The organism is Serratia sp. K1WW1 (assembly GCF_055790865.1).
The window spans coordinates 379,625-404,682 of the sequence record NZ_CM147697.1; the positions used below are offsets into that span (position 1 = coordinate 379,625).

Annotated in this window: 24 protein-coding genes; 14 read left to right on the forward strand and 10 right to left on the reverse strand. The window is 57.0% G+C overall.

Going from position 1 to position 25,058, the window contains the following annotated elements; translation table 11 throughout:
* Window positions 1–65 precede the first annotated feature (65 nt).
* The 6 genes from fdrA (at window position 66) to ACX9GU_RS01795 (ending at window position 6,658) form a co-directional block, all read left to right on the forward strand.
* Entirely contained in the window at window positions 66–1,625 is a 1,560-nt protein-coding gene (gene fdrA, locus ACX9GU_RS01770) for an acyl-CoA synthetase FdrA (RefSeq protein ID WP_473193681.1), read from the forward strand.
* Window positions 1,622–3,043: a YlbE family protein gene (locus ACX9GU_RS01775; protein WP_473193682.1), complete on the forward strand. Its 1,422-nt coding sequence runs from the start codon at window positions 1,622–1,624 to the stop codon at window positions 3,041–3,043. The genes fdrA and ACX9GU_RS01775 overlap by 4 nt, the downstream gene beginning before the upstream one ends.
* Complete coding sequence (gene arcC / locus ACX9GU_RS01780; protein WP_473193683.1) at window positions 3,040–3,999, forward strand: carbamate kinase; 960 nt, start codon at window positions 3,040–3,042, stop codon at window positions 3,997–3,999. Before ACX9GU_RS01775 ends, arcC begins: the two co-directional genes overlap by 4 nt.
* A 19-nt stretch (window positions 4,000–4,018) precedes the next feature.
* Complete coding sequence (locus ACX9GU_RS01785) at window positions 4,019–4,411, forward strand: allophanate hydrolase-related protein (RefSeq protein WP_368439357.1); 393 nt, start codon at window positions 4,019–4,021, stop codon at window positions 4,409–4,411.
* A 32-nt stretch (window positions 4,412–4,443) separates the two neighbouring features.
* Complete coding sequence (locus tag ACX9GU_RS01790) at window positions 4,444–5,667, forward strand: cytosine permease (protein ID WP_473193684.1); 1,224 nt, start codon at window positions 4,444–4,446, stop codon at window positions 5,665–5,667.
* An 82-nt stretch (window positions 5,668–5,749) separates the two neighbouring features.
* Window positions 5,750–6,658 carry a LysR substrate-binding domain-containing protein gene (locus tag ACX9GU_RS01795; RefSeq protein WP_368439355.1) on the forward strand — a complete coding sequence of 303 codons (909 nt, stop codon included), beginning with the start codon at window positions 5,750–5,752 and terminating at the stop codon, window positions 6,656–6,658.
* A 9-nt stretch (window positions 6,659–6,667) separates the two neighbouring features.
* Here ACX9GU_RS01795 and ACX9GU_RS01800 read toward each other — a convergent pair whose 3' ends face one another.
* From ACX9GU_RS01800 to glpT, 3 genes are all read right to left on the reverse strand, one after another.
* A complete protein-coding gene (locus ACX9GU_RS01800) occupies window positions 6,668–7,378 on the reverse strand; it encodes a hypothetical protein (protein ID WP_473193685.1) in 711 nt (236 codons plus the stop codon).
* A gap of 144 nt (window positions 7,379–7,522) precedes the next feature.
* A complete protein-coding gene (glpQ, locus tag ACX9GU_RS01805; protein WP_021807777.1) occupies window positions 7,523–8,602 on the reverse strand; it encodes a glycerophosphodiester phosphodiesterase in 1,080 nt (359 codons plus the stop codon).
* Between the two features lie 103 nt (window positions 8,603–8,705).
* Entirely contained in the window at window positions 8,706–10,058 is a 1,353-nt protein-coding gene (glpT, locus tag ACX9GU_RS01810) for a glycerol-3-phosphate transporter (RefSeq protein WP_024484654.1), read from the reverse strand.
* A 361-nt stretch (window positions 10,059–10,419) separates the two neighbouring features.
* On the opposite strand from glpT, the gene glpA reads away from it, so the two are divergent.
* The 3 genes from glpA to glpC are packed head-to-tail and all read left to right on the forward strand — an operon-like array spanning window position 10,420 to window position 14,526.
* Entirely contained in the window at window positions 10,420–12,069 is a 1,650-nt protein-coding gene (glpA, locus tag ACX9GU_RS01815; RefSeq protein ID WP_473193686.1) for an anaerobic glycerol-3-phosphate dehydrogenase subunit A, read from the forward strand.
* Entirely contained in the window at window positions 12,059–13,330 is a 1,272-nt protein-coding gene (gene glpB, locus ACX9GU_RS01820; RefSeq protein WP_473195253.1) for a glycerol-3-phosphate dehydrogenase subunit GlpB, read from the forward strand. Before glpA ends, glpB begins: the two co-directional genes overlap by 11 nt.
* Window positions 13,327–14,526, forward strand: a complete 1,200-nt coding sequence (gene glpC / locus ACX9GU_RS01825; RefSeq protein WP_021181516.1) for an anaerobic glycerol-3-phosphate dehydrogenase subunit GlpC — start codon at window positions 13,327–13,329, stop codon at window positions 14,524–14,526. The genes glpB and glpC overlap by 4 nt, the downstream gene beginning before the upstream one ends.
* Window positions 14,527–14,561: 35 nt before the next feature.
* Here glpC and ACX9GU_RS01830 read toward each other — a convergent pair whose 3' ends face one another.
* The 3 genes from ACX9GU_RS01830 to ACX9GU_RS01840 are packed head-to-tail and all read right to left on the reverse strand — an operon-like array spanning window position 14,562 to window position 16,330.
* Window positions 14,562–15,128 carry a DcrB family lipoprotein gene (locus ACX9GU_RS01830; RefSeq protein ID WP_473193687.1) on the reverse strand — a complete coding sequence of 189 codons (567 nt, stop codon included), beginning with the start codon at window positions 15,126–15,128 and terminating at the stop codon, window positions 14,562–14,564.
* Between the two features lie 53 nt (window positions 15,129–15,181).
* Window positions 15,182–15,616 carry a GNAT family N-acetyltransferase gene (locus ACX9GU_RS01835; RefSeq protein ID WP_473193688.1) on the reverse strand — a complete coding sequence of 145 codons (435 nt, stop codon included), beginning with the start codon at window positions 15,614–15,616 and terminating at the stop codon, window positions 15,182–15,184.
* Between the two features lie 48 nt (window positions 15,617–15,664).
* A complete protein-coding gene (locus tag ACX9GU_RS01840; protein ID WP_024484648.1) occupies window positions 15,665–16,330 on the reverse strand; it encodes a 7-cyano-7-deazaguanine/7-aminomethyl-7-deazaguanine transporter in 666 nt (221 codons plus the stop codon).
* A gap of 198 nt (window positions 16,331–16,528) precedes the next feature.
* On the opposite strand from ACX9GU_RS01840, the gene tusA reads away from it, so the two are divergent.
* Window positions 16,529–16,780: a sulfurtransferase TusA gene (gene tusA, locus ACX9GU_RS01845; RefSeq protein ID WP_021181512.1), complete on the forward strand. Its 252-nt coding sequence runs from the start codon at window positions 16,529–16,531 to the stop codon at window positions 16,778–16,780.
* A 49-nt stretch (window positions 16,781–16,829) separates the two neighbouring features.
* On the opposite strand, the gene ACX9GU_RS01850 is transcribed toward tusA, so the two are convergent.
* Together ACX9GU_RS01850 and ACX9GU_RS01855 are read right to left on the reverse strand one after the other, a co-directional pair.
* Window positions 16,830–19,166, reverse strand: coding sequence for a zinc/cadmium/mercury/lead-transporting ATPase (locus ACX9GU_RS01850; protein ID WP_473193689.1), 2,337 nt, complete (start codon window positions 19,164–19,166; stop codon window positions 16,830–16,832).
* A 141-nt stretch (window positions 19,167–19,307) separates the two neighbouring features.
* Window positions 19,308–19,934, reverse strand: a complete 627-nt coding sequence (locus ACX9GU_RS01855) for a lysoplasmalogenase (protein ID WP_021181510.1) — start codon at window positions 19,932–19,934, stop codon at window positions 19,308–19,310.
* A gap of 163 nt (window positions 19,935–20,097) precedes the next feature.
* Between ACX9GU_RS01855 and ACX9GU_RS01860 the strand changes: the two genes are divergently transcribed.
* Window positions 20,098–20,457 (forward strand): DUF2500 domain-containing protein, encoded by a 360-nt coding sequence (locus ACX9GU_RS01860; protein ID WP_473193690.1) that lies wholly within the window; start codon window positions 20,098–20,100, stop codon window positions 20,455–20,457.
* Between the two features lie 31 nt (window positions 20,458–20,488).
* On the opposite strand, the gene ACX9GU_RS01865 is transcribed toward ACX9GU_RS01860, so the two are convergent.
* Window positions 20,489–20,761, reverse strand: coding sequence for a DUF1145 family protein (locus ACX9GU_RS01865; protein ID WP_021181508.1), 273 nt, complete (start codon window positions 20,759–20,761; stop codon window positions 20,489–20,491).
* Complete coding sequence (rsmD, locus tag ACX9GU_RS01870) at window positions 20,751–21,374, reverse strand: 16S rRNA (guanine(966)-N(2))-methyltransferase (RefSeq protein ID WP_473193691.1); 624 nt, start codon at window positions 21,372–21,374, stop codon at window positions 20,751–20,753. The genes ACX9GU_RS01865 and rsmD overlap by 11 nt, the downstream gene beginning before the upstream one ends.
* Before the next feature lie 209 nt (window positions 21,375–21,583).
* On the opposite strand from rsmD, the gene ftsY reads away from it, so the two are divergent.
* The 3 genes from ftsY to ftsX are packed head-to-tail and all read left to right on the forward strand — an operon-like array spanning window position 21,584 to window position 24,751.
* Window positions 21,584–23,131 carry a signal recognition particle-docking protein FtsY gene (ftsY, locus tag ACX9GU_RS01875; protein WP_473193692.1) on the forward strand — a complete coding sequence of 516 codons (1,548 nt, stop codon included), beginning with the start codon at window positions 21,584–21,586 and terminating at the stop codon, window positions 23,129–23,131.
* Between the two features lie 5 nt (window positions 23,132–23,136).
* A complete protein-coding gene (gene ftsE, locus ACX9GU_RS01880; RefSeq protein WP_021181505.1) occupies window positions 23,137–23,808 on the forward strand; it encodes a cell division ATP-binding protein FtsE in 672 nt (223 codons plus the stop codon).
* Window positions 23,798–24,751, forward strand: a complete 954-nt coding sequence (ftsX, locus tag ACX9GU_RS01885; RefSeq protein WP_021181504.1) for a permease-like cell division protein FtsX — start codon at window positions 23,798–23,800, stop codon at window positions 24,749–24,751. The genes ftsE and ftsX overlap by 11 nt, the downstream gene beginning before the upstream one ends.
* Window positions 24,752–25,058 lie beyond the last annotated feature (307 nt).

Consider the following 25,058-nt stretch of genomic DNA (forward strand, 5'->3'; position numbering starts at 1 on the left):
TTTTTCAGCAGGGAACCCTTTTGTCCGAATTCCCGTTACGGGCAAATCTCGAACAGGTAAATGCGATGAGTGTAATGCATAAAGTTTTTGCCAATCTCTATCAGGACTCGGTGTCGCTGATGCAGATTTCGGCGCAAATCAGCAAGCTCCCCGGTATTGAACAGGCCTCGGTAGTGATGGGGACCGAAACCAATCTGGCCCAACTGCGTGATGCCGGATTGGACGATGGCTGCAAGGCCGGGCCTAACGATCTGATCATTGCCGTGCGTGGCGAAGAGGCGGCTTGCAACGACGCGTTGGAGATCGCTCATCAGCGGCTCAACAGTAAGCCAACGGAAGGCGGCTCGGAGGGACCACTAACGCCACCGTTGGTGAGCCTGGAAATGGCGGCAGAGCTTCAGCCCGATATCAACCTGGCGCTGATTTCCGTACCGGGAGATTATGCGGCGGCGGAGGCGATCAAGGCATTGAATTTAGGCATGAACGTGATGCTGTTCAGCGACAACGTCAGTCTGGAGCAGGAAAAACAGATCAAGCTGTTGGCCCAGCGTAACAACCTGTTGGTCATGGGGCCGGACTGCGGCACCGCCATCATCAACGGTCTGCCGCTGGGGTTTGCCAACGTGGTGCAAGCAGGTTCGATCGGCATCGTCGGTGCTTCGGGCACCGGCTTACAGGAGGTAACCTGCCGTATCGATCAGCTTGGTGACGGGATTTCGCAGGCGCTGGGTACCGGCGGGCACGACCTGCATGAAGAGATAGGCGGCATTTCGATGCTGCACGGGTTACAGGCACTGGCGGCCGATCCTGCTACCCAGGTGATTGTGTTGATCTCCAAGCCGCCAGCCCGCCCGGTGGCCGAACGTATCCTTGAACAGGCGCAGGCCTGTGGTAAGCCGGTGGTGGTTAACTTCCTCGGCGCAGCTCCTGAGGACATCACCCGTCCAGGGATCACCGCTGCGTCTACTCTGGCCGATGCCGCCGGGATTGCCGTCGCGTTAGCTGAAGGTACCGCCGTACCCGCTTCGGTAACGCTTGTCCCTGCGCAGGATATCCAGATGTTGCAGCGGGCCAGCGACCAGCTACCTGCCTCTCGCCATGCTATTCGTGGCGTATTTGCGGGCGGCACCTTCTGCTATGAGAGCCAGTTGCTCTGCCAGCAGCAAGGCTTCAGCGCGGCTTCCAACACGCCGGTAACAGGCAACGCTCGGCTGACGGATATCTGGCATAGCCAGGGACATACGTTGATCGATATGGGTGACGATGATTTCACCCGTGGCAGGCCGCACCCGATGATCGACCCCACCCTGCGTAACCAGCGCATTGAGGCGGAATTGAAAGACGCGGATACCGCCGTGGTGCTGTTCGATTTGGTGCTGGGTTATGGCGCAGCGGCCGAACCCGCGACCGACCTGCTTGCCATCTTGAACCAACACCAAAGCAGCGGCGGCCCGCTACTGATTGCCCATGTTTGCGGCACCGAAGCTGACCCTCAACAACGTTCACGTCAGATTACTGCCTTGCAGCAGGCAGGTGTACTGGTTGCCGGTTGCAACGCCCAGGCGGCGCTGTGGGCCAGTCAGATTGCTCAAATTCAGGCTGAGAAAAACGGAGAAACAGCATGAACCCATTATTCCAGCAGCCACTGAAAGTGGTTAACGCCGGGCTGGCCAGTTTTGCCGACAACCTGCAACAGGCTCAGGGTGACGTGGTCGCTCTGCACTGGCAGCCACCGGCATTGGGTAACGTACAGGCAGGGTTGGATCTGGCGGTATTGACCCGTCATCCGCTGGTCGAGCAGGCCAACCAGATCGCCTTTGAGCGCTACCTCAGCGCCCAGCCGGTATTGGTTGACGTAATGAGCGCCTGCGAAGCCATCCCCGCAATGGCGCAGCGTAAGTTGATCCTGCACTCCGGCCCGCCGATTGCCTGGCCAGATATGTGTGGCCCGGTGAAGGGCGCGATTATTGGCGCGATCCTGTTCGAAGGCTGGGCAAATGACCATCAGGCCGCAGAACGTCTGGTTACCGAAGGCCAGATTGAACTTGAGCCTTGCCATCATCACCAGGCGGTTGGCCCTATGGCTGGCATCATCAGTCCATCAATGCCGGTGTGGGTGATTGAGAACAAAACTAACGGCCAGCGCGCGTTCAGCAACTTCAACGAAGGGTTGGGCAAGGTATTGCGCTTTGGTGCCAACAATGAAGAGGTGTTGCAACGCCTGCAATGGATGAAGCAAGAGCTGGGCCCGGCGCTGAAGGCCGCAGTACGTCAGATTGGCGAACTGGAGCTGAAGCCGCTGATGGCGCAGGCGCTGCACATGGGCGATGAGGTTCACAACCGTAACTCTGCCGCCACCGGCCTGCTGATTAAGCGCCTGGTGCCAGCTCTGCTGGCCTGCAACCTGCCGCTGGAAGCGCTGCAGCGTGTGGTGGCATTTATTACCGGCAACGATCACTTCTTCCTCAACCTGTCGATGGCGGCCTGTAAAGCAATGATGGACGCCGCGAGTGGCGTACCTTACAGCTCCATGGTCACCGTGATGGCGCGCAACGGTGTCAACTTCGGCATTCGTCTGTCCGGTACTGGCGACCGCTGGTTCCAGGCTCCGGCTAACGCAGTTGAAGGATTATTCTTCCCAGGCTTTGGCGTTGACGATGCTGCCGCCGATCTGGGGGACAGCGCGATCACCGAAACCGCAGGCGTTGGGGGCTTTGCCATGGCCTCTTCACCGGCCATCGTGAAATTTGTCGGTGGCACACCGGCGGATGCCACCAATAACAGCCGCCGGATGCAGTTCATCACTCTCGGCTCTAACCCTGCCTTCACGCTGCCAGCGCTGAACTTTGCACCGACGGCGGCGGGGATCGATGCCCGCAAAGTGGCCGATCGCCAGGTCCTGCCGGTGATTAACACCGGCATCGCCCATAAACAGGCCGGAGTCGGGCAGATTGGTGCCGGTATCACCACCGCGCCGATGCCTTGTTTTGTTGAGGCCATTCAGGCTTTGGCCCAATCACTGCCTGCAGGAGATCAAGCATGAAAAAACCTTTGGCAGTAGTGGCCGTCGGCGGTAACGCGCTGATCCAGAGCGATTGTCATAACAGCATTCCCGATCAGTATCAGGCAGTGGTTGAAACGGTCGGGCACGTCGTCGAGATGATCGAGGCCGGTTGGGATTTGGTGCTGACCCACGGTAATGGGCCACAGGTTGGCTTTATCCTGCGCCGTTCGGAGCTGGCGGCAGAAGAAGTTGCCCCGGTGCCGCTGGACTATGCCGTCGGTGATACGCAGGGGGCGATTGGCTACATGTTCCAGAAAGCCCTGCATAACGAGCTACAGCGCCGTGGTATTCAGCGGCAGGTGGTGGCGCTGGTGACGCAAACCCTGGTCAGTGTTGACGATGCAGCATTCCACAACCCGAACAAACCGGTAGGCGCATTCTTCGATCGGCAGACGGCGCAGGAGCGGCAGCAAACGCTGGGCTGGACGGTAATGGAAGATGCGGGCCGTGGTTGGCGGCGCACGGTGCCTTCACCGGCACCGTTGGCAATCATCGAGCGTGAAGTGATTAGCCAATTGTTGGCACAGGGCTGCATCGTGATCGCCTGTGGCGGTGGCGGTATTCCGGTCATCCGGGATGAACATCAACAACTGCGCGGCGTGGAGGCGGTGATCGACAAAGATCTCGCTTCGGCATTGCTGGCAGAGCAGCTGGGGGCGGATTTACTGATGATCCCTACCGGCGTCGAGCAGGTAGCGATTAACTTCGGCACGCCGCAGCAGCAATGGCTGGATACGTTGAGTATCGAGCAGGCCCAGGAATTACTGCAGCAGGGGCAGTTTGGCGCTGGCAGCATGCAGCCAAAAATTGAGGCCATCCTGAACTTTGTGGTGCACAGCCAGCAGCAGGGCAACAACGGCCAGGGGTTGATCACCAGCCCGCAGGCGATTAAGGCCGCACTGAACCACCAGACCGGCACCTGGATTAAGTCATAACACCTTAGGAGAGACAACAATGAGCCTGACAACGTTGGTGGCGGTAAACGGCACCCTGATGCGCGGCCTGGAACTGAACGGCAACATGACCAAGGCCGGTGGCGTTTTCGTACGTGTTGACCAAACCGATGCCCATTACCGGCTGTGGAGTATCAACGATCGTCACCCAGGCATGATCCGGGTGATGGAGGGCGGCGTGAGCGTGGCGTTGGAAATCTGGCAGCTACCGATGGCTTCGTTTGCCACCCTGCTGCTCAGCGAGCCAGCCGGGTTGGCGATCGGTAAGGTGAAATTGCTCGACGGCAGCGAGGTGCTGGGCGTATTGGCAGAGCCTTGGCTGGTCGCAGGACAAAAGGAAATTAGCGAACACGGCGGCTGGCGGCAGTATACCGGTGAAGCGTTCACGGGTTGAGCCGATTGCCGTTTACTCACAAGGAGTCATGTATGCGTAAGACAGACGAAAGCGTTAATACGGCCTCGGGTTTTCATATTGCGATGATCCTGTTGGGGATTGCGGTCACTCCGGTGTTGCTTTCTTCATCCAGCCTGGGTAGCCAGCTCTCTCACTCAAGCCTGATCACCGTGCTGGCATTGGGTGGGCTGATCCTGGCGGTGCTGGCCGCCATCACCATCAGCGTGGGCGAAAAGGCCCGGCTGCCAACCTACGGCATCGTGAAATACCCGTTCGGTGAACGTGGGGCGGTAGCCATCAATATCCTGATGGCCATCAGCCTGTTCGGCTGGATTGCCGTGACGGCGAATATGTTTGGCCACTCGGTGCACGACCTGCTGGCTCAGCATGGGATGAACCTGCCGATACCGCTGCTGGTGGTGATAGGCTGCTGTATTTTTGTCGCCTCAACCGCCTTTGGCTTTGCCGTGCTGGGTAAGGTGGCGCAAATTGCGGTGCCGATCATTGTGCTGGTGCTGTGTTATATCCTGTATGTGGCAACGCACGGCAAGGTGGAGCTGGTACAAAGCGTCGGCAGTATGAATACCGGCGTGGCGGTCTCTACCGTGGTGGGGACGATCATTGTGTTGGTGGCCACCTTGCCGGACTTTGGCAGCTTTGTGCATAACCGCAAGCACGCCCTGATCGGTGCGTTGCTCACCTTCCTGGTTGCCTACCCGCTGCTGTATTGGGCTGGAGCAACGCCAAGCGCCTTGAGTGGGCAAGGCTCATTGCTGGCGGCGATGGCGGCATTTGGTTCGGTATTGCCTGCAGCGCTGTTGTTGGTGTTTGCCTGTATTACGGGCAATGCGGGCAATATGTTTCAGGGGACGCTGGTGGTCTCCACTTTGTTGACCCGTTTCCCCAAATGGCAGATCACTCTGGTGTTAGGCATTCTGGCGGCGATTGTCGGCAGCATGGATATCATGGCCTGGTTTATCCCGTTCCTGCTGTTCCTGGGAATTGCTACACCGCCGGTAGCCGGGATCTATATTGCCGACTTCTTCCTTTATCGCCGTAACGGCTATCAGGAAAGCGTGCTGGTAGCAGAACCGCAGATCAAACTGCTGACCTTCGTAGCTTGGGCCGTGGGTTCCGCCGTGGGTTTTATGACCGTTAACGGCATCTTCACCTTGACCACCATTCCTTCGGTGGACTCCATCTTGGTGGCCTGCGTAGGCTATGCGGTGTTGAGCAGGATAGGCCGGCAAAAATAATCAGTTATAATCGGACATAATGAACGGACTGCCAGCGTATTAGCTGGCAGCCTTGCCGGTGGCACGCTCCCAGGGAATCATTATGCTTATCTCCGACGAAGCTTTACGCGTTGTTCATCTGGTTGCCAAATACCAGAGCATCACCACTGCCGCCGAGCATCTGAACAAAGTCCCTTCCGCGATCAGCTATACGGTGAAGAAGCTGGAGGAAAGCTTTGGTGTCGAACTGTTTCTGCGTAAAGGCCGCTATATCGAGCTTACCCCGGCGGGCGAATATTTCATTCAACACAGCAAAACCATCCTCAACGATCTGGATGCTCTGCGGCGCAATACTGCGTTGATCCATAGTGGTGTGGAGCAGGAGCTGACGATTGCGGTGAACAATATTATCCCTCGCTCGGCTATTGTAGAGTTTGTCTGTGCCTTTGAGCAGGCGTTCCCTTCCACTCGTTTAACCATTGATACCGCCGTGTACAACGGCTGCTGGGACGCGCTATATGGTAAACGGGCCAATCTGGTGATCGGTGCGCCGCACGCGGTGCCCAGTACCGAGGGGATCGTCAGCGAATCTATCGGTCATCTGGAGTGGGATTTTGTGGTGGGGCCGCAGCACCCGCTGGCGATACAGGTCCAGCCGCTGCAGAATACCGAACTGCGCCAATACCCGGCGATCTGTATTCGTGATACTGCGGTTAACTTCGTGCCACAGCAGGCTTGGCTGCTGGAAGGGCAAAAACCGATGTTTGTGCCCGACTTTGCTACCGCCATCGAACTGATCCAGCGCAACGTCGCCATTGGCTATGTGCCACATCATCTGGCGCTCCCCTTGCTGAATGCCGGCTCGCTGGTGAAAAAACCGATGCAGGAGCATAAGCACGCCACGCAGATCTTTTTTGCCGCTCGCTCCGATGGCATGGGCAAGGTGAGCCGCTGGTGCATGGATTACCTGCTGGCCCCGGCGTTCCGTGCCAGATTACATGGGCAGTTGTGAGGGGCCTCGTTATTCCTGAACTTTGCAGACCAAATCGTACGAAGATAATGTGCAGTCCGGGGTGCCTTGGATCAGCTCGATATCCTGATCCAGGCTGCAGAATAAAGCGGCAGCGCTGCGTACCGGCGTGGCGTAGGTAATATCCATGAACAGGCGGCTGACGTTATCGACAGGTCTGTTTTTTAGCTGTTTTTTTACCCATTGTTCCAGCTCAAGCGCGATTTTTTGCAGGTCGTCATTTTCTTTCAGCAGGTGGATCTCAACGTCTCTTGCCCCTTCAATGCTGGCCAGTTCGGTCTGATACTCCAGCTGTAAAGCCTGAGGGAGCAGCAGCGACAGCTTCTCTGCGCTGGTATAGGTTTGCAGGAACGGCGCAACTTGGCCAACCGCTGGGGTGCCGACCACATGCGGACCGTGCAGCAGCGGTTTTTTCTTGGTGATGCGGTAGAGGTGGGGTTTTTTAACGTGATGTAACGTCATGACCGAGGCCAGCAGCAACAGCAGCGTGGTAAACAACAGCGGGATAAACCAGATGAAGAAGCTGGTCAGATCGGTAAATGGGTGCGAATAGCGCTCGACGTCATCCGGGCGGAAGAAACGCAATATCATCTTGAAGATCAGCCCCTCATTCAGCGCATCGGTGACCCAGCCGGTCAGCACTATGGCGGAAAGGGCATAACAAGACGTTTTGATATGATGCAGTAACACTGAACGTTCCACGATCTCTTTTCCTTATCAATCGCCGACGGCCGTATCCTTTCATCACGCACTGTAATAATCAAGGAGGAGATGATTATTGCGAGAGCTAGCCTACTCAACTACAAGGGGCGCAACAGGCTGCGCCCACTTAGAAAAAGGCCAAGATTACTTATGTTGCCCCTGCTTTTGCAGGAACTGTACACCCTTGTCCGGGAAGTCGGTAAACACGCCGTCAACGCCCGCCTGATTGTAAATCGCGTCGAACAGCTGGTTCACGTCGGTGACGTATTTCGGCAGCTTATCGGCACGAATGGTGTAAGGGTGCACCGCCATATTGCTGGCATGAGCGTCCTTGACCATATCGGTCAATACAATCTGGTTCGGCTTGGATTTCTCTTCGACGATCAGCATGTGATAGTCAGGCCCGATGCCGTCGGCATACTGGGCGATCTTTTTCATCGCGCCCGGTTTGAACATCCAGTCGTAGTCATAGTTGACCCACTTGCCGTCGGCCTTCTGCTCGTAGGTTTCGTTCCAGTCGGTGTAGGCAATCAGCTGCACCAGCTTCAGATCCATCCCCATCTTCGGTTCCAGCTGATCCTTGATGCGTTTCAGCTCGTTGGCATCAAAACACTGCAGATAGACGTTGTCGCTCTTGCTGGTGTAACCGTATTGCTTGAGAACTTCCAGCACCTTGGTGGAGATGTCTTTTCCTTCCTGCTGATGGAACCAGGGGGCCTTGATTTCCGGGTAGAGGCCGATGTTCTTGCCGGTTGAATGGTTGAGACCCTGCACGAACTCGATCTCTTCCTGGAAGGTGTGGACGCGGAAGTCGGATTTGCCCATCGGGAAGCGGCCAGGGTAGCTTTGCACCTGCTTACCGTCTTTGATATCAAAGCCTTCGGTGAACTTCAGCGATTTGATCTCAGGCAGCGTAAAGTCGATGGCGTAGTAGCGGCCATCTTTACGCGCCCGGTCCGGGAAGCGTTCGGCAACGTCGGTGACGCGATCCAGATAGTGGTCGTGCAACACTACCAGTTCGTTGTCTTTGGTCATCACCAGGTCTTGCTCAAGGAAGTCGGCGCCCTGCGCGTAGGCCATTGCCTTGGCCGGTAACGTATGCTCCGGCAGATAGCCGCTGGCACCGCGGTGAGCGATAACGACTTTATCCGCAGCCTGTGCGGCACTGAGCATTGAAGTGGCAAGAATGATCCCTGTCAGCAGGGCTTTGGTTTGAGTCCGCATTCTGTGTTGCTCCATGTTGTAGAGGTAAGAAAAAGGCCGCACAAGCGCGGCCTTAGATTAACGATAAAGGGTAGGGGCGCTGCATACTGCGCCCGCTTGGCTTTTAGCCGCGTTTCGCCGCGATTTCTGCGTGGTGTTTCTTCTCGCTGATCATGGTCAGCACCAGCAGGATCACCGCACCGATGCTGCCGCCGATCATCACCATAAAGCCGCCGTCCCAACCGAAGTAGTCAACGGTATAGCCGACGATGGCGCTGGCTGCGACCGAGCCGCCCAGGTAACCGAACAGACCGGTAAAGCCTGCGGCGGTACCTGCCGCTTTCTTCGGAGCCAGTTCCAGCGCGTGCAGGCCGATCAGCATGACTGGGCCATAGATCAGGAAGCCGATGGTGATCATACAGGCCATATCGATGCCAGGGTTACCCACCGGGTTCAGCCAGTAAACGATGGTGGCGATGGTTACCAGAACCATGAAGAACACCCCGGTGGCACCACGGTTGCCTTTAAACACCTTGTCCGACATCCAGCCGCACAGCAGGGTGCCTGGGATACCGGCGTATTCGTACAGGAAGTAGGCCCAGGAGGACTTATCCAGCGCGAAGTGTTTCACTTCTTTCAGGTAGGTTGGTGACCAGTCCAGGATGCCGTAGCGCAGCAGATACACGAACACGTTGGCGATCGCGATGTACCACAGCAGTTTGTTTGGCAGCACGTACTGCATGAAGATCTGCTTGGCTGTCAGCTCTTCTTCTGCTTCTTCGCTGTAATCATCCGGGTAGTCGTTTTTGTATTCTTCAATCGGTGGCAGACCAACAGATTGCGGGGTGTCACGCATCAAGGCGAAGGCGATCAGGGCCACCAGGATCGCACCGAAGGCAGGCATATACAGCGCCGCATGCCAGTCGTTAAACCAGGCCATACCCAGCAGGAACAGCAGTGGCGGCAGACCACCACCGACGTTGTGCGCACAGTTCCATACCGAAACAATACCGCCACGCTCTTTCTGTGACCACCAGTGCACCATGGTACGGCCACAAGGCGGCCAGCCCATACCCTGGAACCAACCACACAGGAACAGCAGCACGAACATCACGGCAATGCTGGAGGTAGCCCAAGGCACAAAGCCCATAAACAGCATGACGGCAGCAGCCAGGATCAGGCCGGCGGGTAGGAATACACGCGGGTTGGAACGGTCAGAAACCGATCCCATGATGAACTTGGAGAAACCGTAGGCGATGGAAATCCCTGACAGCGCGAAGCCCAGGTCACCACGGCTGAAGCCCTGATCGATCAGATACGGCATCGCCAGGGTGAAGTTTTTACGCACCAGATAGTAGGCGGCGTAACCGAAAAAGATCCCCATAAAAATCTGCCAGCGCAGCTTACGGTAGAGCGGGTCTACCTTGTCGACTGGCACACGAGAAATGTGTGCGGCTGGCTTAAAAATACTCAACATGAGCGCCTCCGATGGCTTTATCTGTTTATTGCCTCAACAGGAAACGGCTGTCCTGAAGATGGGCTTGCGGATACCTGAAGTGTTGTTAAATGTTCCATAACGAGCGCAATGCTAGAGAAAACCCCCCGGTCACACCGTGATGGATGGCTCATTTGTTACACTTTTATGAAACTGTGGCGAATTTTGAGTGATCGGTTAACATTTTGGAATGACTAAATAGCACAAATACGTGATATTGGTCACATTCATGGCTTTTTATGGCCATATTATTTTCGTTTTCTGTTCGTTATTGTTCCTTATCAAACAAAAACCCTACTAACTGTGGCTAAATAAATCCATAACTACAGGCTCAGGGGGCGTGATGAGCAACAACTCACCAATCACCGAAACGGACGTGATCATCATTGGCGGCGGCGCTACCGGCGCGGGGATTGCCCGTGACTGCGCGCGGCGCGGTCTGCGTTGCGTTTTACTGGAAAGGCATGACATCGCCACTGGCGCTACTGGCCGCAACCACGGGTTGTTGCACAGCGGAGCGCGCTATTCGGTCACCGACGGTGAATCGGCACGCGAATGCATTGAAGAAAACCGCATCCTCAAGCGTATTGCCCACCACTGCATCGAGCGTACCGACGGCCTGTTCATTACCTTGCCTCAGGACTCGTTGGCCTTTCAGCAGCAGTTTATTGCCGCCTGTTGCAGCGCCGGGATTGAGGCCGAAGCCATTGACCCCGCGCTGGCATTACGCCTGGAGCCTGCGGCTAACCCGGCGCTGATCGGCGCGGTGCGGGTGCCGGATGGCACCGTCGATCCTTTCCGCTTAACGGCGGCCAACATGCTTGATGCGCGTGAACATGGCGCACAAATCCTCACCTATCATCAGGTTACCGGTTTGTTACGTACTGGCGATCGCGTGACGGGCGTGCGCGTTTTCGATCACAAGGCCGCACAACAGTACGATATTCATGCTCAGGTGGTGGTCAACGCCGCCGGGATCTGGGGCCAGAAAATTGCCGAGTATGCCGATCTGCGCATCCGCATGTTCCCTGCCAAAGGGGCATTGCTGATCCTGGGCCATCGCATCAATAACATGGTGATTAACCGCTGCCGCAAACCGGCGGATGCCGACATTCTGGTGCCTGGCGACACCATCTCGCTGATTGGCACCACCTCTACCCACATCGATTACGACCAGATCGACAACATGGTCGTGACGCCACAGGAAGTGGATATATTAATCCGCGAAGGCACGCTGCTGGCTCCGAAACTGGCGCAAACGCGCATTCTGCGAGCCTATGCGGGCGTGCGGCCACTGGTCGCCAGCGATGACGATCCCTCCGGGCGTAACGTCAGCCGCGGCATCGTGCTGCTTGATCATGCGGCGCGCGATGGGTTGGAAGGCTTTATTACCATTACCGGCGGCAAATTGATGACTTACCGGCTGATGGCCGAATGGACCACCGACCTGGTCTGCGCCAAGCTGGGCATCGACAGCCCTTGCACCACGGCGGAAGTGGCGTTGCCCGGTTCCCGTCAGAGCGCCGAAGAAACGGTGCGCAGCGTGGTTTCACTGCCTGCCAGCATCCGGGGTTCGGCAGTGTACCGCCATGGCGATCGCGCCAGCCTGGTCCCTTCCGGTAACCGACTGGACAACAGCCTGGTGTGTGAGTGTGAAGCAGTGACCGCCGGTGAGGTGCGTTATGCGGTGGACTCTCTGACCGTCAACAATCTGGTCGATCTGCGCCGCCGTACCCGCGTGGGTATGGGGACCTGCCAGGGTGAGCTGTGCGCCTGCCGTGCCGCAGGCTTGTTGACGCGGTTTAACGTGGTAACGCCGCAGCAATCCATCACCCAACTGTCCCATTTCCTCAATGAGCGCTGGAAAGGCGTGCGGCCTATCGCCTGGGGTGATGCCCTGCGGGAGAGCGAATTCACCAGTTGGGTATATCAAGGGTTATGTGGGTTAGATGCGCAAGGCGACCCTAAGCAGGAGGCGGATGATGCAATTTGATGCGGTGGTGATTGGTGGTGGCTTGGCCGGGATGAGCTGTGCTATCCGTTTAGCCGAGCATGGCAAACGCTGCGCGGTAGTCAGTTCCGGCCAAAGCGCGCTCTATTTTTCTTCCGGCTCGCTCGATCTGTTGGCCCATCTGCCCGATGGTACGCCGGTGGCATCGCCTCTGTCTGCCTTGCCCGAACTGGCGCAACGGGCTCCGCAGCATCCGTATAGCCTGATGGGAGCCACACAGGTGGCCGCGCTGGCAACGCAAGCCGAGCAATTATTAGAGCGTTGCGGGTGGCAGATGCAGGGTGATAGCAGCCAAAACCATCTACGCGTGACCCCTCTCGGGACCCGCCGTGCCACCTGGCTCAGCCCCCTGGCGATCCCTGTCTCTCCCTTGGGTAGCAAGTTGCCGTGGCAGAATATCGCCGTGCTGGGGATTGAAGGCTTTCTGGATTTCCAACCGCAGATGGCGGCCAGCTCATTGATGCAAGAGCAGGGTCTCAAGGCTGAGGTGGCATTTTTGCATCTGCCCGTTTTGGATCGCCTACGTAATAATCCTAGCGAGTTCCGCGCGGTGAATATCGCCCGCGTACTGGATCTGCCAGAACATCTGACTCAGTTGGCGGAGGAGATCACGCGCCAGTCAGGTGAGGCTGAGGCCATCTTGCTGCCAGCCTGCCTGGGGTTAGAGGATGACGAACCGTTGATGACGTTGCGCCGGTTGGTCGGTAAGCCCGTTTATCTGTTACCCACGCTGCCGCCTTCCGTGCTCGGCATGCGCTTGCATCAGGCATTGCGTCAGCGCTTGCAGCAACTGGGTGGGGTGTTTATGCCGGGGGATAGCGTGTTGCGTGCCAGCTTCGACGGGCAGCGCGTCACCGGTCTGTATACCCGCAATCACACCGATATTCCGCTGCGGGCGCAGCAGGTGATACTGGCCAGCGGCAGCTTCTTCAGCAACGGCCTGGTGGCCAGTTTTGACGGCATTCGTGAGCCGGTATTTGGCCTCGACGTGTACAGCAAAGCCGAACGCGCCGACTGGAGCGATGCCAATCTGTTTGCTCCGCAGCCGTACCTGCAATTTGGGGTTCAGACTGATACCGCGCTGCGGGCGTTAAAACAGGGGGAGGCGATGACCAATCTGTATGCTATCGGTGCCGTGGCTGGCGGTTACGATCCGTTGCAGCAGGGCTGTGGCGCCGGGGTTTCGCTGCTCGGCGCGCTGCACGTTGCCCAACAGATCCTGGCACAGGAGGTTTCAGCATGAGTCTGTTACCAGACAACAGCTTCGAGAGCTGCATCAAATGTACCGTCTGCACCACCTATTGCCCGGTCGCCAAGGCTAACCCGCTCTATCCGGGGCCAAAGCAGGCCGGGCCTGATGGGGAGCGCCTGCGGCTGAAAGATCCGGCGCTTTACGACGAAGCGCTGAAGTATTGCACTAACTGCAAGCGCTGTGAGGTGGCTTGCCCTTCCGACGTTAAAATCGGCGATATTATCCAACGCGCACGGGCCAATTTCAGCCAAAGCAAACCGACGCTGCGCGATGCCATCCTCAGCCACACTGACATCATGGGCACGCTCTCGACGCCGTTTGCCCCTATCGTTAACGCGACTACCGGTCTGAAGCCGGTACGCAAGCTGTTGGATAAGGCGTTGAAGATCGACCACCGGCGGGAGCTGCCGAAATACTCGTTTGGCACCTTCCGCCGTTGGTATCGCCAGCAGGCGGAACAGCAGCAGCGCTATGCCGAGCAGGTGGCGTTTTTCCACGGTTGCTTTGTTAATTACAACCATCCGCAGCTTGGCAAAGACCTGATCAAGGTGTTTAACGCCATGGATATCGGCGTGCAGCTGCTCAAGCGTGAGAAATGCTGCGGCGTACCGCTGATCGCCAACGGCTTTATTGCGCAGGCGAAGAAGCAGGCCAAAGTGAATGCAGAATCGCTGCATGATGCGGTCCTGACCAAAGGCATACCGGTGGTGGCTACTTCGTCGAGTTGCACGTTTACCCTGCGTGACGAGTACCCGCATTTGCTGGAGGTGGACACCTCGGCGGTGCGTGAACGGGTGGAGCTGGCTACGCGTTATCTCTATCGTCTGATCAGCCAAGGGCGCACCTTGCCGCTCAAACAGACGCCGCTGCGGGTGGCTTACCACACGCCGTGTCATATGGAGAAAATGGGCTGGACGGCCTATACGCTGGAGTTATTGCGGCAGATCCCAGGGCTGGAACTGGTGGTGCTGGACTCGCAGTGCTGCGGTATCGCCGGGACTTACGGCTTCAAGTCGGAAAACTATGAAACCTCGCAAGGCATTGGTGCCTCGCTATTTCGCCAGATTGAAGCCAGCGGAGTGGATATGGTGATCACCGATTGTGAAACCTGCAAATGGCAGATCGAGATGTCCACCAGCAAGCGCTGTGAACATCCGATCACCCTGTTAGCACAGGCATTGGCGTAACAGATTAAACGGGCCAGCATGCTGGCCCAGTGCGATTACTGCTTGATCTTCACCGTATTGAAGACGCCAGCCGCTACGCTTTGAGACTGCTGCTGGTTATCCGCTGGCAGCGTGATTTGCAGGGTCAGTTGCTTACCGTCTGGCAGCATAGCGAGCAGCACGCCAGAGTAGGCTTTTTGGCCTGCCACGGTGATCACGGTATCCAGTTGGCGCATTGGCGTGCCGTTAATTTCAACCGCTTTATTGGTAATGACCTGCAGGTTGGCATCGCGGGAGTGTTGCTGCTCTTCCATGCGCTTGGCCAAGGTTTCCAGATCGCCCGCAGCCTTGTCGGCAACGATTACGATCACCGCACGCTGGTTGCTGCTGTCGGCATAGATGTGCACGTTAGTTGGCTGGTTGGTCAGCTTATCGCTCTGATCGGCCAAACCGTTAGGCAGGGTGAAGGTCAGCTTGCCATCCAATAAACTCACCTGTTGTCCGCTTGGGACGCTGGCTGCTGCGCTGCCTGCGGGGGCATTAGTGTCTTTGGTGGCGCTATCACAGGCCGCCAGGCCAAGCACTAACAGGCCGATACCCATCAATTTTTTTACTTTACGCATCTGGTGTTCCTTATTCCTTTGCAGATAGAGTTGGTTGACCGTATGGCTAGATGTCACAGGTTTTTTTTAAGTAATAGACGATACTCGTCTACTTCGCCTTTCTTTTCTAGAGTGAAAATCTGATATTCGCGGCTAATGAGCATTATTAGCATGGCGCGGAACTGGTTGCGGGTTTTTACCCACAGTTGCTGATAGCCTTGCGAACGCGCCCAACGCTCTTGCTCCGCCAGCATGGTTTGGGCGACACCCTTGCGGCGAAAATCAGGTAAAACTGCGCCCAGCCAGCTGTAGAACTCCCCCGGCGCGGTTTGATAGCCGAGTTTAAAACCGGCTGCCTGGCCATCAATTTCGGCAATCAAGCCGTGAGAAGGGCTATCCCCGACGCGTTGCTGCAAATCTTTCAGGCTGTGCAGGCTACCAAATTCTGGAATGCAGAGGTAAAGAGAGTGGATCTCTTCAAGTGTAGCTTGGCGAGTGGTTAAGCGCATGGGCAGCCTCCGTAAAATCAAGCTGCCCATAATAACCGAGAAGCAGGGTTAACTCAGTTGAAACCGGTTGGCGGGTTGGCGTTCTGCCAGGCGTTTGAGCAGCATATTGAGCAGCACCCCGTACATCGGCAGGAAGAACACCAGGCAGATCAGCACCTTGAAGCTGTAATCTACCAGCGCGATTTCCACCCAGTTGGCGGCCATAAAGGGATCGCTGCTTTTGTAGAAAGCGATAAAGAAGAAGGCCAGGGTATCGCTGATATTGCCAAGGAACATGGCCGCGGCGGGGGCAACCCACCAGGCGCTGCGTTGGCGCAGGCGGTTGAACACCTGCACGTCCAGGATCTGCCCCAGCACGTAGGCCATAAAGCTGGCGGCGGCGATACGCGCCACAAACAGGTTGAAGCTGGTCAAGGCGGCAAAGCCCTGCCATTCACCCTGGAAAGTGACGGTGGAGATCACATAGGAGATAAACAGCGCCGGGACCATCACGGCAAGGATAATCCTGCGTGCCAGCGGGGCACCGAAGATCCGCACGGTCAGGTCAGTGGCCAGGAAGATAAACGGAAAAGTGAAGGCACCCCAGGTGGTGTGAAAGCCGAAAATGCTGATCGGCAACTGCACCAGGTAGTTGCTGGAAGTAATGATGGCGATGTGGAATAGCGATAGCCAGACCAACGCGATTAAGCGTTGTCGATCGGTAAACGAATACATAATGTAGCCTTTTTGAGTGTGGGGTGAGGGAACCCATTGTTAACTGCGCGGCGACATGGTACGCGTTTGGGCATTCAATGCAATGGTTAAATTTAACGCAAACGTTAACGTATCTTGCGCAGAAAAACTACCGGCGTAAACTAGCGGGTAATCAGATCCGGCGAGGGTTCGCCGATCGTTTTAGATCGAGAGAGATGTATGACTGACATTTTTGCCCAGGCAGACCAGACGCTAGATGCGCTGGGGCTGCGCTGTCCGGAACCGGTCATGATGGTGCGCAAAACCGTGCGCCATATGGATAACGGTAAAACCTTGCTGATCATTGCCGACGATCCGGCCACCACCCGCGACATCCCGGGTTTTTGCCGCTTTATGGAACATACGCTGGTGGCCCAGGAAACCGAGCAGGCCCCGTATCGCTACCTGCTGCGTAAGGGCCTGGCCGAATAATCCTCTGGCTGTCAGGCCCATTTCCATAACGGGCCTGACAGATGATCGACTATGTGCGTTTCTTCAACAGCCGTAAGGCGTTGGCGGTCACCAGCGCGGTTGCTCCAGAGTCGGCCAATACGGCCAGCCACAGGCCAGTCATCCCCAGTAGGGTGGTGACCAGGAAAATCGCTTTCAACCCAAGCGCAATGGTAATGTTCTGGCGAATATTGGCGTGTGTAGCGCGGGAGATGCGGATCATCTCGGCAACGCCGGTCAACCGGTTGTGCGTCAGCGCGGCATCCGCCGTTTCCAATGCCACGTCGGTACCGCTCCCCATCGCAATGCCAATGCTGGCGGCCTTCATTGCCGGGGCATCGTTGATACCGTCGCCGATCATGGCGGTGGGTTGCAACTTGCTCAGCTCGGTTACCGCGTTCACTTTGTCTTCCGGCATTAACCCGGCGCGGTAATCGATCCCCAATTCATTGGCAATGGCGGCCGCAGCGCGCGGGTTATCACCTGTGAGCATCACGCCACGAACGCCTAATTGCGCCAACTCGGCAATCGCCTGTTTAGCGTCGCTACGCAAGGTGTCACGCAACGCCAGCAAACCGATAGGCTGCCCGTCCTCTAACACCACCACTGCGGTTTTGCCCGCCGTTTCCAGCGTTTCTACCTGGCTGCGCCATTCGCTGCTCAACTGGTTTTCCGTCAACTTGCCCGGTGCGCTGATCAGGATAGTTTTACCGTCAACCTTCCCTTCAACCCCGATACCCGCCAGAGCCCGGCGGCCTTCGGCCAGTGGCAATGCAGTCCCGTTCTCCGCTGCGCGGTTGACGATCGCCTGTGCCAGTGGATGATGTGAGCCCGTCTCGACAGCCGCTGCAATGGCCAGCAGTTGCTGTTCGCTGAGGCCGTCTGCAGGCAGCACATCGGTCACCGTCGGTTTGCCTTCGGTCAGCGTACCGGTTTTGTCGAACGCGATGGTTTGCACTTGGCCCAATTGTTCTAATGCCGCACCACCTTTAATCAGCGCGCCACGGCGCGTGGCCGCCGCAAGGCCAGAGGTGATGGCCGCTGGCGTGGAGATGACCAAGGCACACGGACAACCGATCAGCAGCAAGGTCAGACCCCGGTAGATCCACATCTCCCAAGGCTCGGCAAACAGCAGCGGTGGCACCAGGATCACCGCCACGGCCAGCAGCATGATCGCCGGAGTGTAGTAACGGCTGAAGCGATCGAGGAAGCGCTCAATCGGTGCGCGGCGCTCTTCGGCCTCTTCAATCAGCTGCAGGATACGGTCGATGGCATTTTTACCCGGCTCGGAAGTGACCTTCATCTGCGCGGCCTGATCGACGGACAGGCTGCCAGCGGCCACTTTCTGACCCTGTTGGCGCTCTACCGGCACGGATTCACCGGTTAAAGCGCTTTCGTCAAAGCTGGCGAACGGGTTTAGCAACTCGGCATCGGCAGGTAAGCGGCCACCGGGCGCGATCTCTATTACGTCACCGGGGCGCAGGCTGGCTACAGGCACGCGTTTACGTACGTTGCCCTGGATAAGCAGAGCATCTTCCGGCACCAGTTCCATCAACGCTTTCACGCCACGGCGTGCACGATTGGCTGCGTAGGATTCCAGCAGTTCTCCCACCATAAACAACAGCAGCACCATGGCCGCTTCGGCGGTGGCACCGATAAACAGCGCACCGATGGCGGCAACGCTCATCAAGGTTTCTATGGCAAACGGTGTGCCTGAACGGATCAGGCGCAAGGCTTTGCTGGCAATCGGCACCAGGCCGACCAAGGTGGTGGCAATAAAGGCAATTTCGCCCAGCCGTGGGTTGAAGAAGTCGAGAACCCAACTGAGCACCATCAGTGCGGAGAGCAGCAGCAGAGGGCCGTACTCACCAAACCGGGAGGTTTTGGGTTCATCGCCTATTGCCGCCGGGTTAGTCCCCAACAGGGTAAAGCCAGCCTGTTTTACCGCGTCCTGGATCCGCACGCTGACGTCGGATTGGGCATCCACCACCAGTTTTTCCGTGGCAAACAGCACGCGAGCGCTGTCGACGCCGGGGATCGACGTTACGGCATTTTCGATTTTCTTGGCACAGCTCGGGCAATCCATGCCGGTGACTTTCCAACTGAAACGCTGGCTGCCGGAAGGGGGAACGGCAGCCAGCCTGTCGCTTTCCTCATCTGGGTCGTCGGGGCCATCGCTACTGCAACAGCTGGCACCGTGCTCGTGGGCCGCGTGATGGTCATGGGCAGCGGTTGCTCCCACCGGGGTTTTTTCATTGCTGCAGCCATGCTGGGTTTTGGCGTGGTCATGACTACAGCCGCAGCTGTGATCGTGTTTATGTTCTTGATGCTGATGCTCTTGGTGATTATGTGGTTTATGAGTCTGCATAGCGCCCCCTTCAGGCAATCCAATATCATCTCAACAAGCACTCTACACCTTGGAGCTGACTCCAGAGTCAAGTGCGATATGAGAATTATTGTTAATTGCAGGGGCGCTACGGATCCGGTTGCCCGAACCCGTAGCCTGCCATTACAGATACAGCGAGCGGACGATGAGGAAATGCCCGGAGAAGTAGCAGAAGGCGACCACGGCATCTGCCGCGCGGAAGGTAAAGCGGTAGCGGTTCAGCAGCCAGACGATATTGGCCAACAGCAGCAGCGAGGTACCCGCCAGCAATGAGAAACCAAAGTCGGTACTGCGCAGGAAATATTGTTCCCCTGCCAGCCACACCATCAGCAGCGTCATGGCGACCAGCGTGGCGATCGGCCAGCGCATTTCTTCCAACCGGCTCCAGATGATGGCCAGCAGCAGTGCGCCAATCACCAATAGCACCAGCGGCAGGGGCCAGAACAGGCTGAAGGTCATCTGGCTGGCAAAGCTCAGGGTATACAGCAGGTGTGAGAGGAAGAAAGCGCCGATGGCGTACAGCACCCGCTCACGCGGCAACAGCAGCAAGGCGTCACCCGCCAGCGTCGCCAATAGGCCCAGAACGATCAGGTAACCCGCAGGGCCCAATACCGGAGCCTGCCAGGCCAATAACAGCAACAGCAGCAAGGTGACTGGTTTAAATACCCAGCGCTGCCAGCGCGGGCCGCGATAGGAGGCATCAACGAACAACCAACCGGAAAAAAATACGGCAAGGAACGGCCAACTCATATGTCTTCCTTATTTATTATGGGAGCCGGGATAACCAACTCCAGGTTGTCACTTTCTCAGTGTAAGCAGCGCGCGTGGGTTCGACAATGCTTTCTTCTCAATGCTATGTTTACGCGGTTTTAGGTGCTAGTGATATTCGCCGGGTTAAAGAGGAAAACCGTCAATGAGTAAGCCACCGTTGTTCTTTGTTGCCGTGATCGCGCTGATTGCGGTGCTGGCGACCCGCCAATACCTCAACAAACGCCGCCAGGATGCGGATAATGACCGCCAGCCGGTGCGTACATTGCAGGTGGAAGTCAGCGCCAAGCGGGAGTTCCCCTCGCCGAATCGTCGTTCGCGGCAGCGGGAAAATATCGTGGTGGAAGATATGCGTTACGAAGTGTACTTCCGTCCGTTGACGGGCGGCAGCGAGATCAAAATACCGTTGCCGCAGCAGCAATATAACCAGATAGATAAAGGCGCTCAGGGCACGCTGAGCCTGCAGGGCACCCGCTTTATCTCCTTCACGGCGCAGAAATTGTAGGGGCGCCACATTTGCTGCGCCCTTTAAAAGGCTATTTTTTCTTCAGCGGCGGCTGCTTTTTCTGCCAGTCCAACAGCTCAAATACGCCAAAAATAAAGATCTTGGTTTCCAGCCAGCGGCTGATGGGCTGATCTTTCGGCTGGGTGGATTTCAGTAGCACCAGCTGTAGTCCGTGCATCACCACCATAAAGAACAAGGCTACGTTGATGAAGTAGGTCAGCGGCTTGGGATACGGGTGAAACAGGTTGGTGAGCAGAAAGCCCCATACGCACAGCATCAGCAGACGGCCCAGGTTAATCAGCATGTTCGATTTTCTCTTCAAGGGTGCGGAGGTAAAGACGATAGGCTACCTGGCCGGCGACCTTCTCGCGGTGCAGTGTCCAGGTCGCAGGAACATCGGTGGCGGCGCTTTCGGCTTCGGCCTCGACGTAAATCCAGGCCTCGTTCGCTAACCAGCCCTGTTGTTCCAACAGCGTGACGGTATCGGCCAGCAACCCTTTGCGGAACGGGGGATCGAGAAACACCACGTCAAAAGGTTGCCCGTTGCCTGCCAACCAGGTCAACGCGTTGGTATTCACCACGCTGCCATTGCCTTGCAACAGCGCCAGGTTTTTCCCCAACTGTTGGGCTACTGGCCGCTCGTATTCCAGCAGCGTGGCGCTTTCGGCATAGCGCGACAAGGCTTCCAACCCCAACGCACCGCTACCCGCGAAACAGTCCAGACAGCGAGCCCCACGGATCACCGGGGCTAACCAGTTGAACAAGGTTTCGCGTACGCGGTCGGTGGTTGGCCGCAGCCCCTCACTGTTGGGCACCGGCAGTTTGCGCCCGCGCCATTGGCCGCCGATGATGCGGATCTGGCCAGCGGAGGCCGTCTGCGGTTTTTTGAGCGCGCCGCGCGGTGGTTGTTTTGCCATAAAGAGTCTTAATCAGTTGCGAAGTTAACGAAAAGTTACCGCCATTCTATACCGGATTGCGGATAAGTTGCAGCCTGGAGGCGGTGGGAGCGTTAAAACTACCGCGATGAAAGCATTGCCGATGCGTGTTGCTGTGCCAGGGAAAGTGATAGACTCGGCGAATTAATTTTTCGCATTTGCAAGCCATTGGTACGGAGTAGGGTCAGAACATGGCAAAAGATAAAAAACGTGGGTTTTTCTCCTGGCTGGGCTTCGGCCAGAAGGAAGAAGAGCAGCAACAACCTGAATCTGCCGTAGAACAGGCGGAACAGCAGGCCGCAGAAACCCCGGCTGCCCCCAAACTGGACGATAAGCTTCCTACCCAGGGATCTGCTCCAGCCGCCACCAAAGATACCCCAGGGGAGTGGGATAGCAGCCTGAGCGGCGAGCCTATCACCGAAAATATCCTGCCGCTGGACGAACACCATGCTGAGCCGGTGGCGATCGAAGAAGTCACCGTAGCGCAACAGCCTGAGGCTCAAGTAGAAGAGCCCGAGCTGATTGAAGCGCCTGCTGAAATTATCGAACCTGAGCCAGAGGTGGTTGAGGCAGTAATCGAAGTGCCTGCTGAAATTATCGAACCTGAGCCAGAGGTGGTTGAAGCGGTAATCGAAGCGCCTGCTGAAATTATCGAACCTGAGCCTGAGGTGATTGAAGCGGTAGTCGAAGCGCCTGCCGAGATTATCGAACCTGAGCCAGAGGTGATTGAAGAGGTTATCGAGCCTGAGCTGGATGCGGAACCCGAACAGCCTGAACTGCTAGCTCCGGTGGTAACGCAAGAGCAAGAACGTCCGAGCAAAGAAGGCTTCTTCGCGCGCCTTAAACGCAGCCTGCTGAAAACCAAACAGAATCTGGGTTCCGGCTTTATCGGCCTGTTCCGTGGCAAGAAGATCGACGACGATCTGTTTGAGGAGCTGGAAGAACAGCTGTTAATCGCCGACGTTGGCGTAGAAACCACTCGTAAAATCATTGAGTCTCTTACTCTGCACGCCAGCCGTAAGCAATTGAAAGATGCCGAATCGCTGTATGGCAAACTGAAAGAAGAGATGGCGGAAATTCTCGCCAAGGTGGATCAGCCACTGGATGTCGGTGGCAAAACGCCATTCGTGATCCTGATGGTTGGCGTCAACGGCGTGGGTAAAACCACCACCATCGGCAAGCTGGCGCGTCAGTTCCAGGCCGAAGGTAAATCGGTGATGCTGGCCGCGGGCGACACCTTCCGCGCCGCTGCAGTAGAACAGTTGCAGGTCTGGGGCGAACGTAACCGCATTCCGGTCATCGCTCAGCATACCGGTGCCGATTCCGCTTCGGTGATCTTCGACGCGGTGCAGGCGGCTAAAGCCCGTAATATCGATGTGCTGATCGCCGACACCGCCGGTCGCCTGCAGAACAAGGCGCACCTGATGGAAGAGCTGAAGAAGATCGTGCGGGTGATGAAAAAACTGGACGAGCAGGCCCCCCATGAGGTTATGCTGACTCTGGATGCCAGCACCGGACAAAATGCGGTTAACCAGGCGAAATTATTTAATGAAGCCGTGGGCCTGACCGGCATAACGCTGACTAAACTGGACGGTACCGCCAAAGGCGGGGTGATTTTCTCTATCGCCGATCAGTTTACTATCCCGATCCGTTACATCGGCGTTGGTGAAGGCATCGAAGATTTGCGGCCGTTTAAGGCTGATGACTTTATTGAGGCACTTTTTGCCCGAGAGGATTGATACGGATGATTCGCTTTGAACAGGTCAGTAAAGCTTATCTGGGCGGACGGCAAGCCCTGCAGGGGGTAGATTTTCATCTGCGTCCGGCGGAGATGGCGTTTCTGACCGGCCATTCCGGCGCGGGGAAAAGTACCCTGCTGAAACTGATTTGTGGGATTGAGCGGCCAAGCGCCGGTCATATCTGGTTTGGCGGGCATGACATCAGCCGGTTGAAAAACCGCGAGGTGCCTTTCCTGCGCCGCCAGATCGGCATGATTTTTCAGGATCACCATCTGCTGCTGGATCGTACGGTGTATGACAACGTGGCGATGCCGCTGGTCATCGCCGGAGCCAGTACCGAAGATATCCGTCGCCGCGTTTCGGCTGCGCTGGACAAGGTCGGGCTGCTGGATAAAGCGAAGAACTTCCCCATTCAGCTTTCCGGTGGTGAGCAGCAACGCGTTGGCATTGCCCGCGCGGTGGTGAACAAGCCAGCGGTGCTGTTGGCGGATGAACCGACCGGTAACCTGGACGACGCCCTGTCGGAAGGGATCCTGCGCCTGTTTGAAGAATTTAACCGCGTTGGGGTGACGGTGCTGATGGCAACCCACGACACCGGGCTGATCGCCCGGCGCAATTACCGCATCCTGACGCTGAGCCAGGGCCGTATGGTAGGGGGGGCACAGCATGGCGAATAATGCAAAAACCGCCAAGAGCAAGGCATTGCGCGGTGGCTGGCGTGAGCAGTGGCGCTATGCCTGGATGAACGCCATTGCCGATATGCTGCGCCAACCGCTGGCAACGCTGCTGACCGTGATGGTCATCGCCATCTCCCTGACGCTGCCGAGCGTTTGTTACATCGTCTGGAAAAACGTCAGTACCGCTGCGACACAGTGGTACCCAACGCCACAGCTGACGGTGTATCTGGATAAATCTCTCGACGATGACGCGGCGGTCAAAGTGCTGGATGCCATCAAGGCCGAGGCCGGGGTGGAGAAGGTGAACTACCTGTCGCGTGAAGAGGCGCGGGGCGAGTTCCGCAACTGGTCTGGTTTTGGTGGCGCGCTGGATATGCTGGAAGAAAACCCGCTGCCAGCCGTGGCGATTGTCACGCCGCAGATGAGTTTCCAGAGTTCCGATACGCTCACCACCCTGCGCGATCGCGTGGCGGCGGTGCAGGGCGTGGATGAAGTCAGGATGGACGACAGCTGGTTTGCCCGCCTGGCGGCGCTGACCGGGTTAGTGGGCCAAGTGGCCTTGATGATCGGCATACTGATGGTGGTGGCGGTGTTCCTGGTGATTGGTAACAGCGTGCGTCTGAGCATCTTCAGCCGTCGCGATACCATCAACGTGATGAAGCTGATCGGTGCCACCGACGGCTTTATCCTGCGGCCATTCCTCAACGGTGGTGCAATGCTCGGCTTCTTCGGCGCGCTGCTGTCGCTGGCCCTGTCTGGCGCGCTGGTGTGGAAGCTGGAGTCGGTAGTGACCAACGTGGCGAAGGTGTTTGGCACCACCTTTACCCTGCATGGCCTGGGTTGGGATGAGGCGCTGTTGCTGCTGCTGATCTCGGCGATGATCGGCTGGATTGCCGCCTGGTTGGCCACCGTGCAACATTTACGCCGATTTACACCACAATAGTGAATTTTTGGTATACTCTTCTCCTGCTGCGGCCCGGTTGCCGTGCTGCGGGAGAAGAGCTGCCAGACCTCAACATCTCCGATCTCTTCTCAAACGCACAAATTCCCAATCAACCTGAGCTTGCATGACGTATTGTCGTGTGCACTGTGTGTGAAAAACGGTGAACTTTTGGGGTTGAGCACGGTCCAAATCTGCAGCAAATGTTTAGGTGCCCGGCGTGTGGACCCGCTTTTGCAACAGCAACTGCCGCAAGATCAATAGCTCCCCGCCGTGAAATCACCTGCATGACCAGTTTTATCAAGAGAGG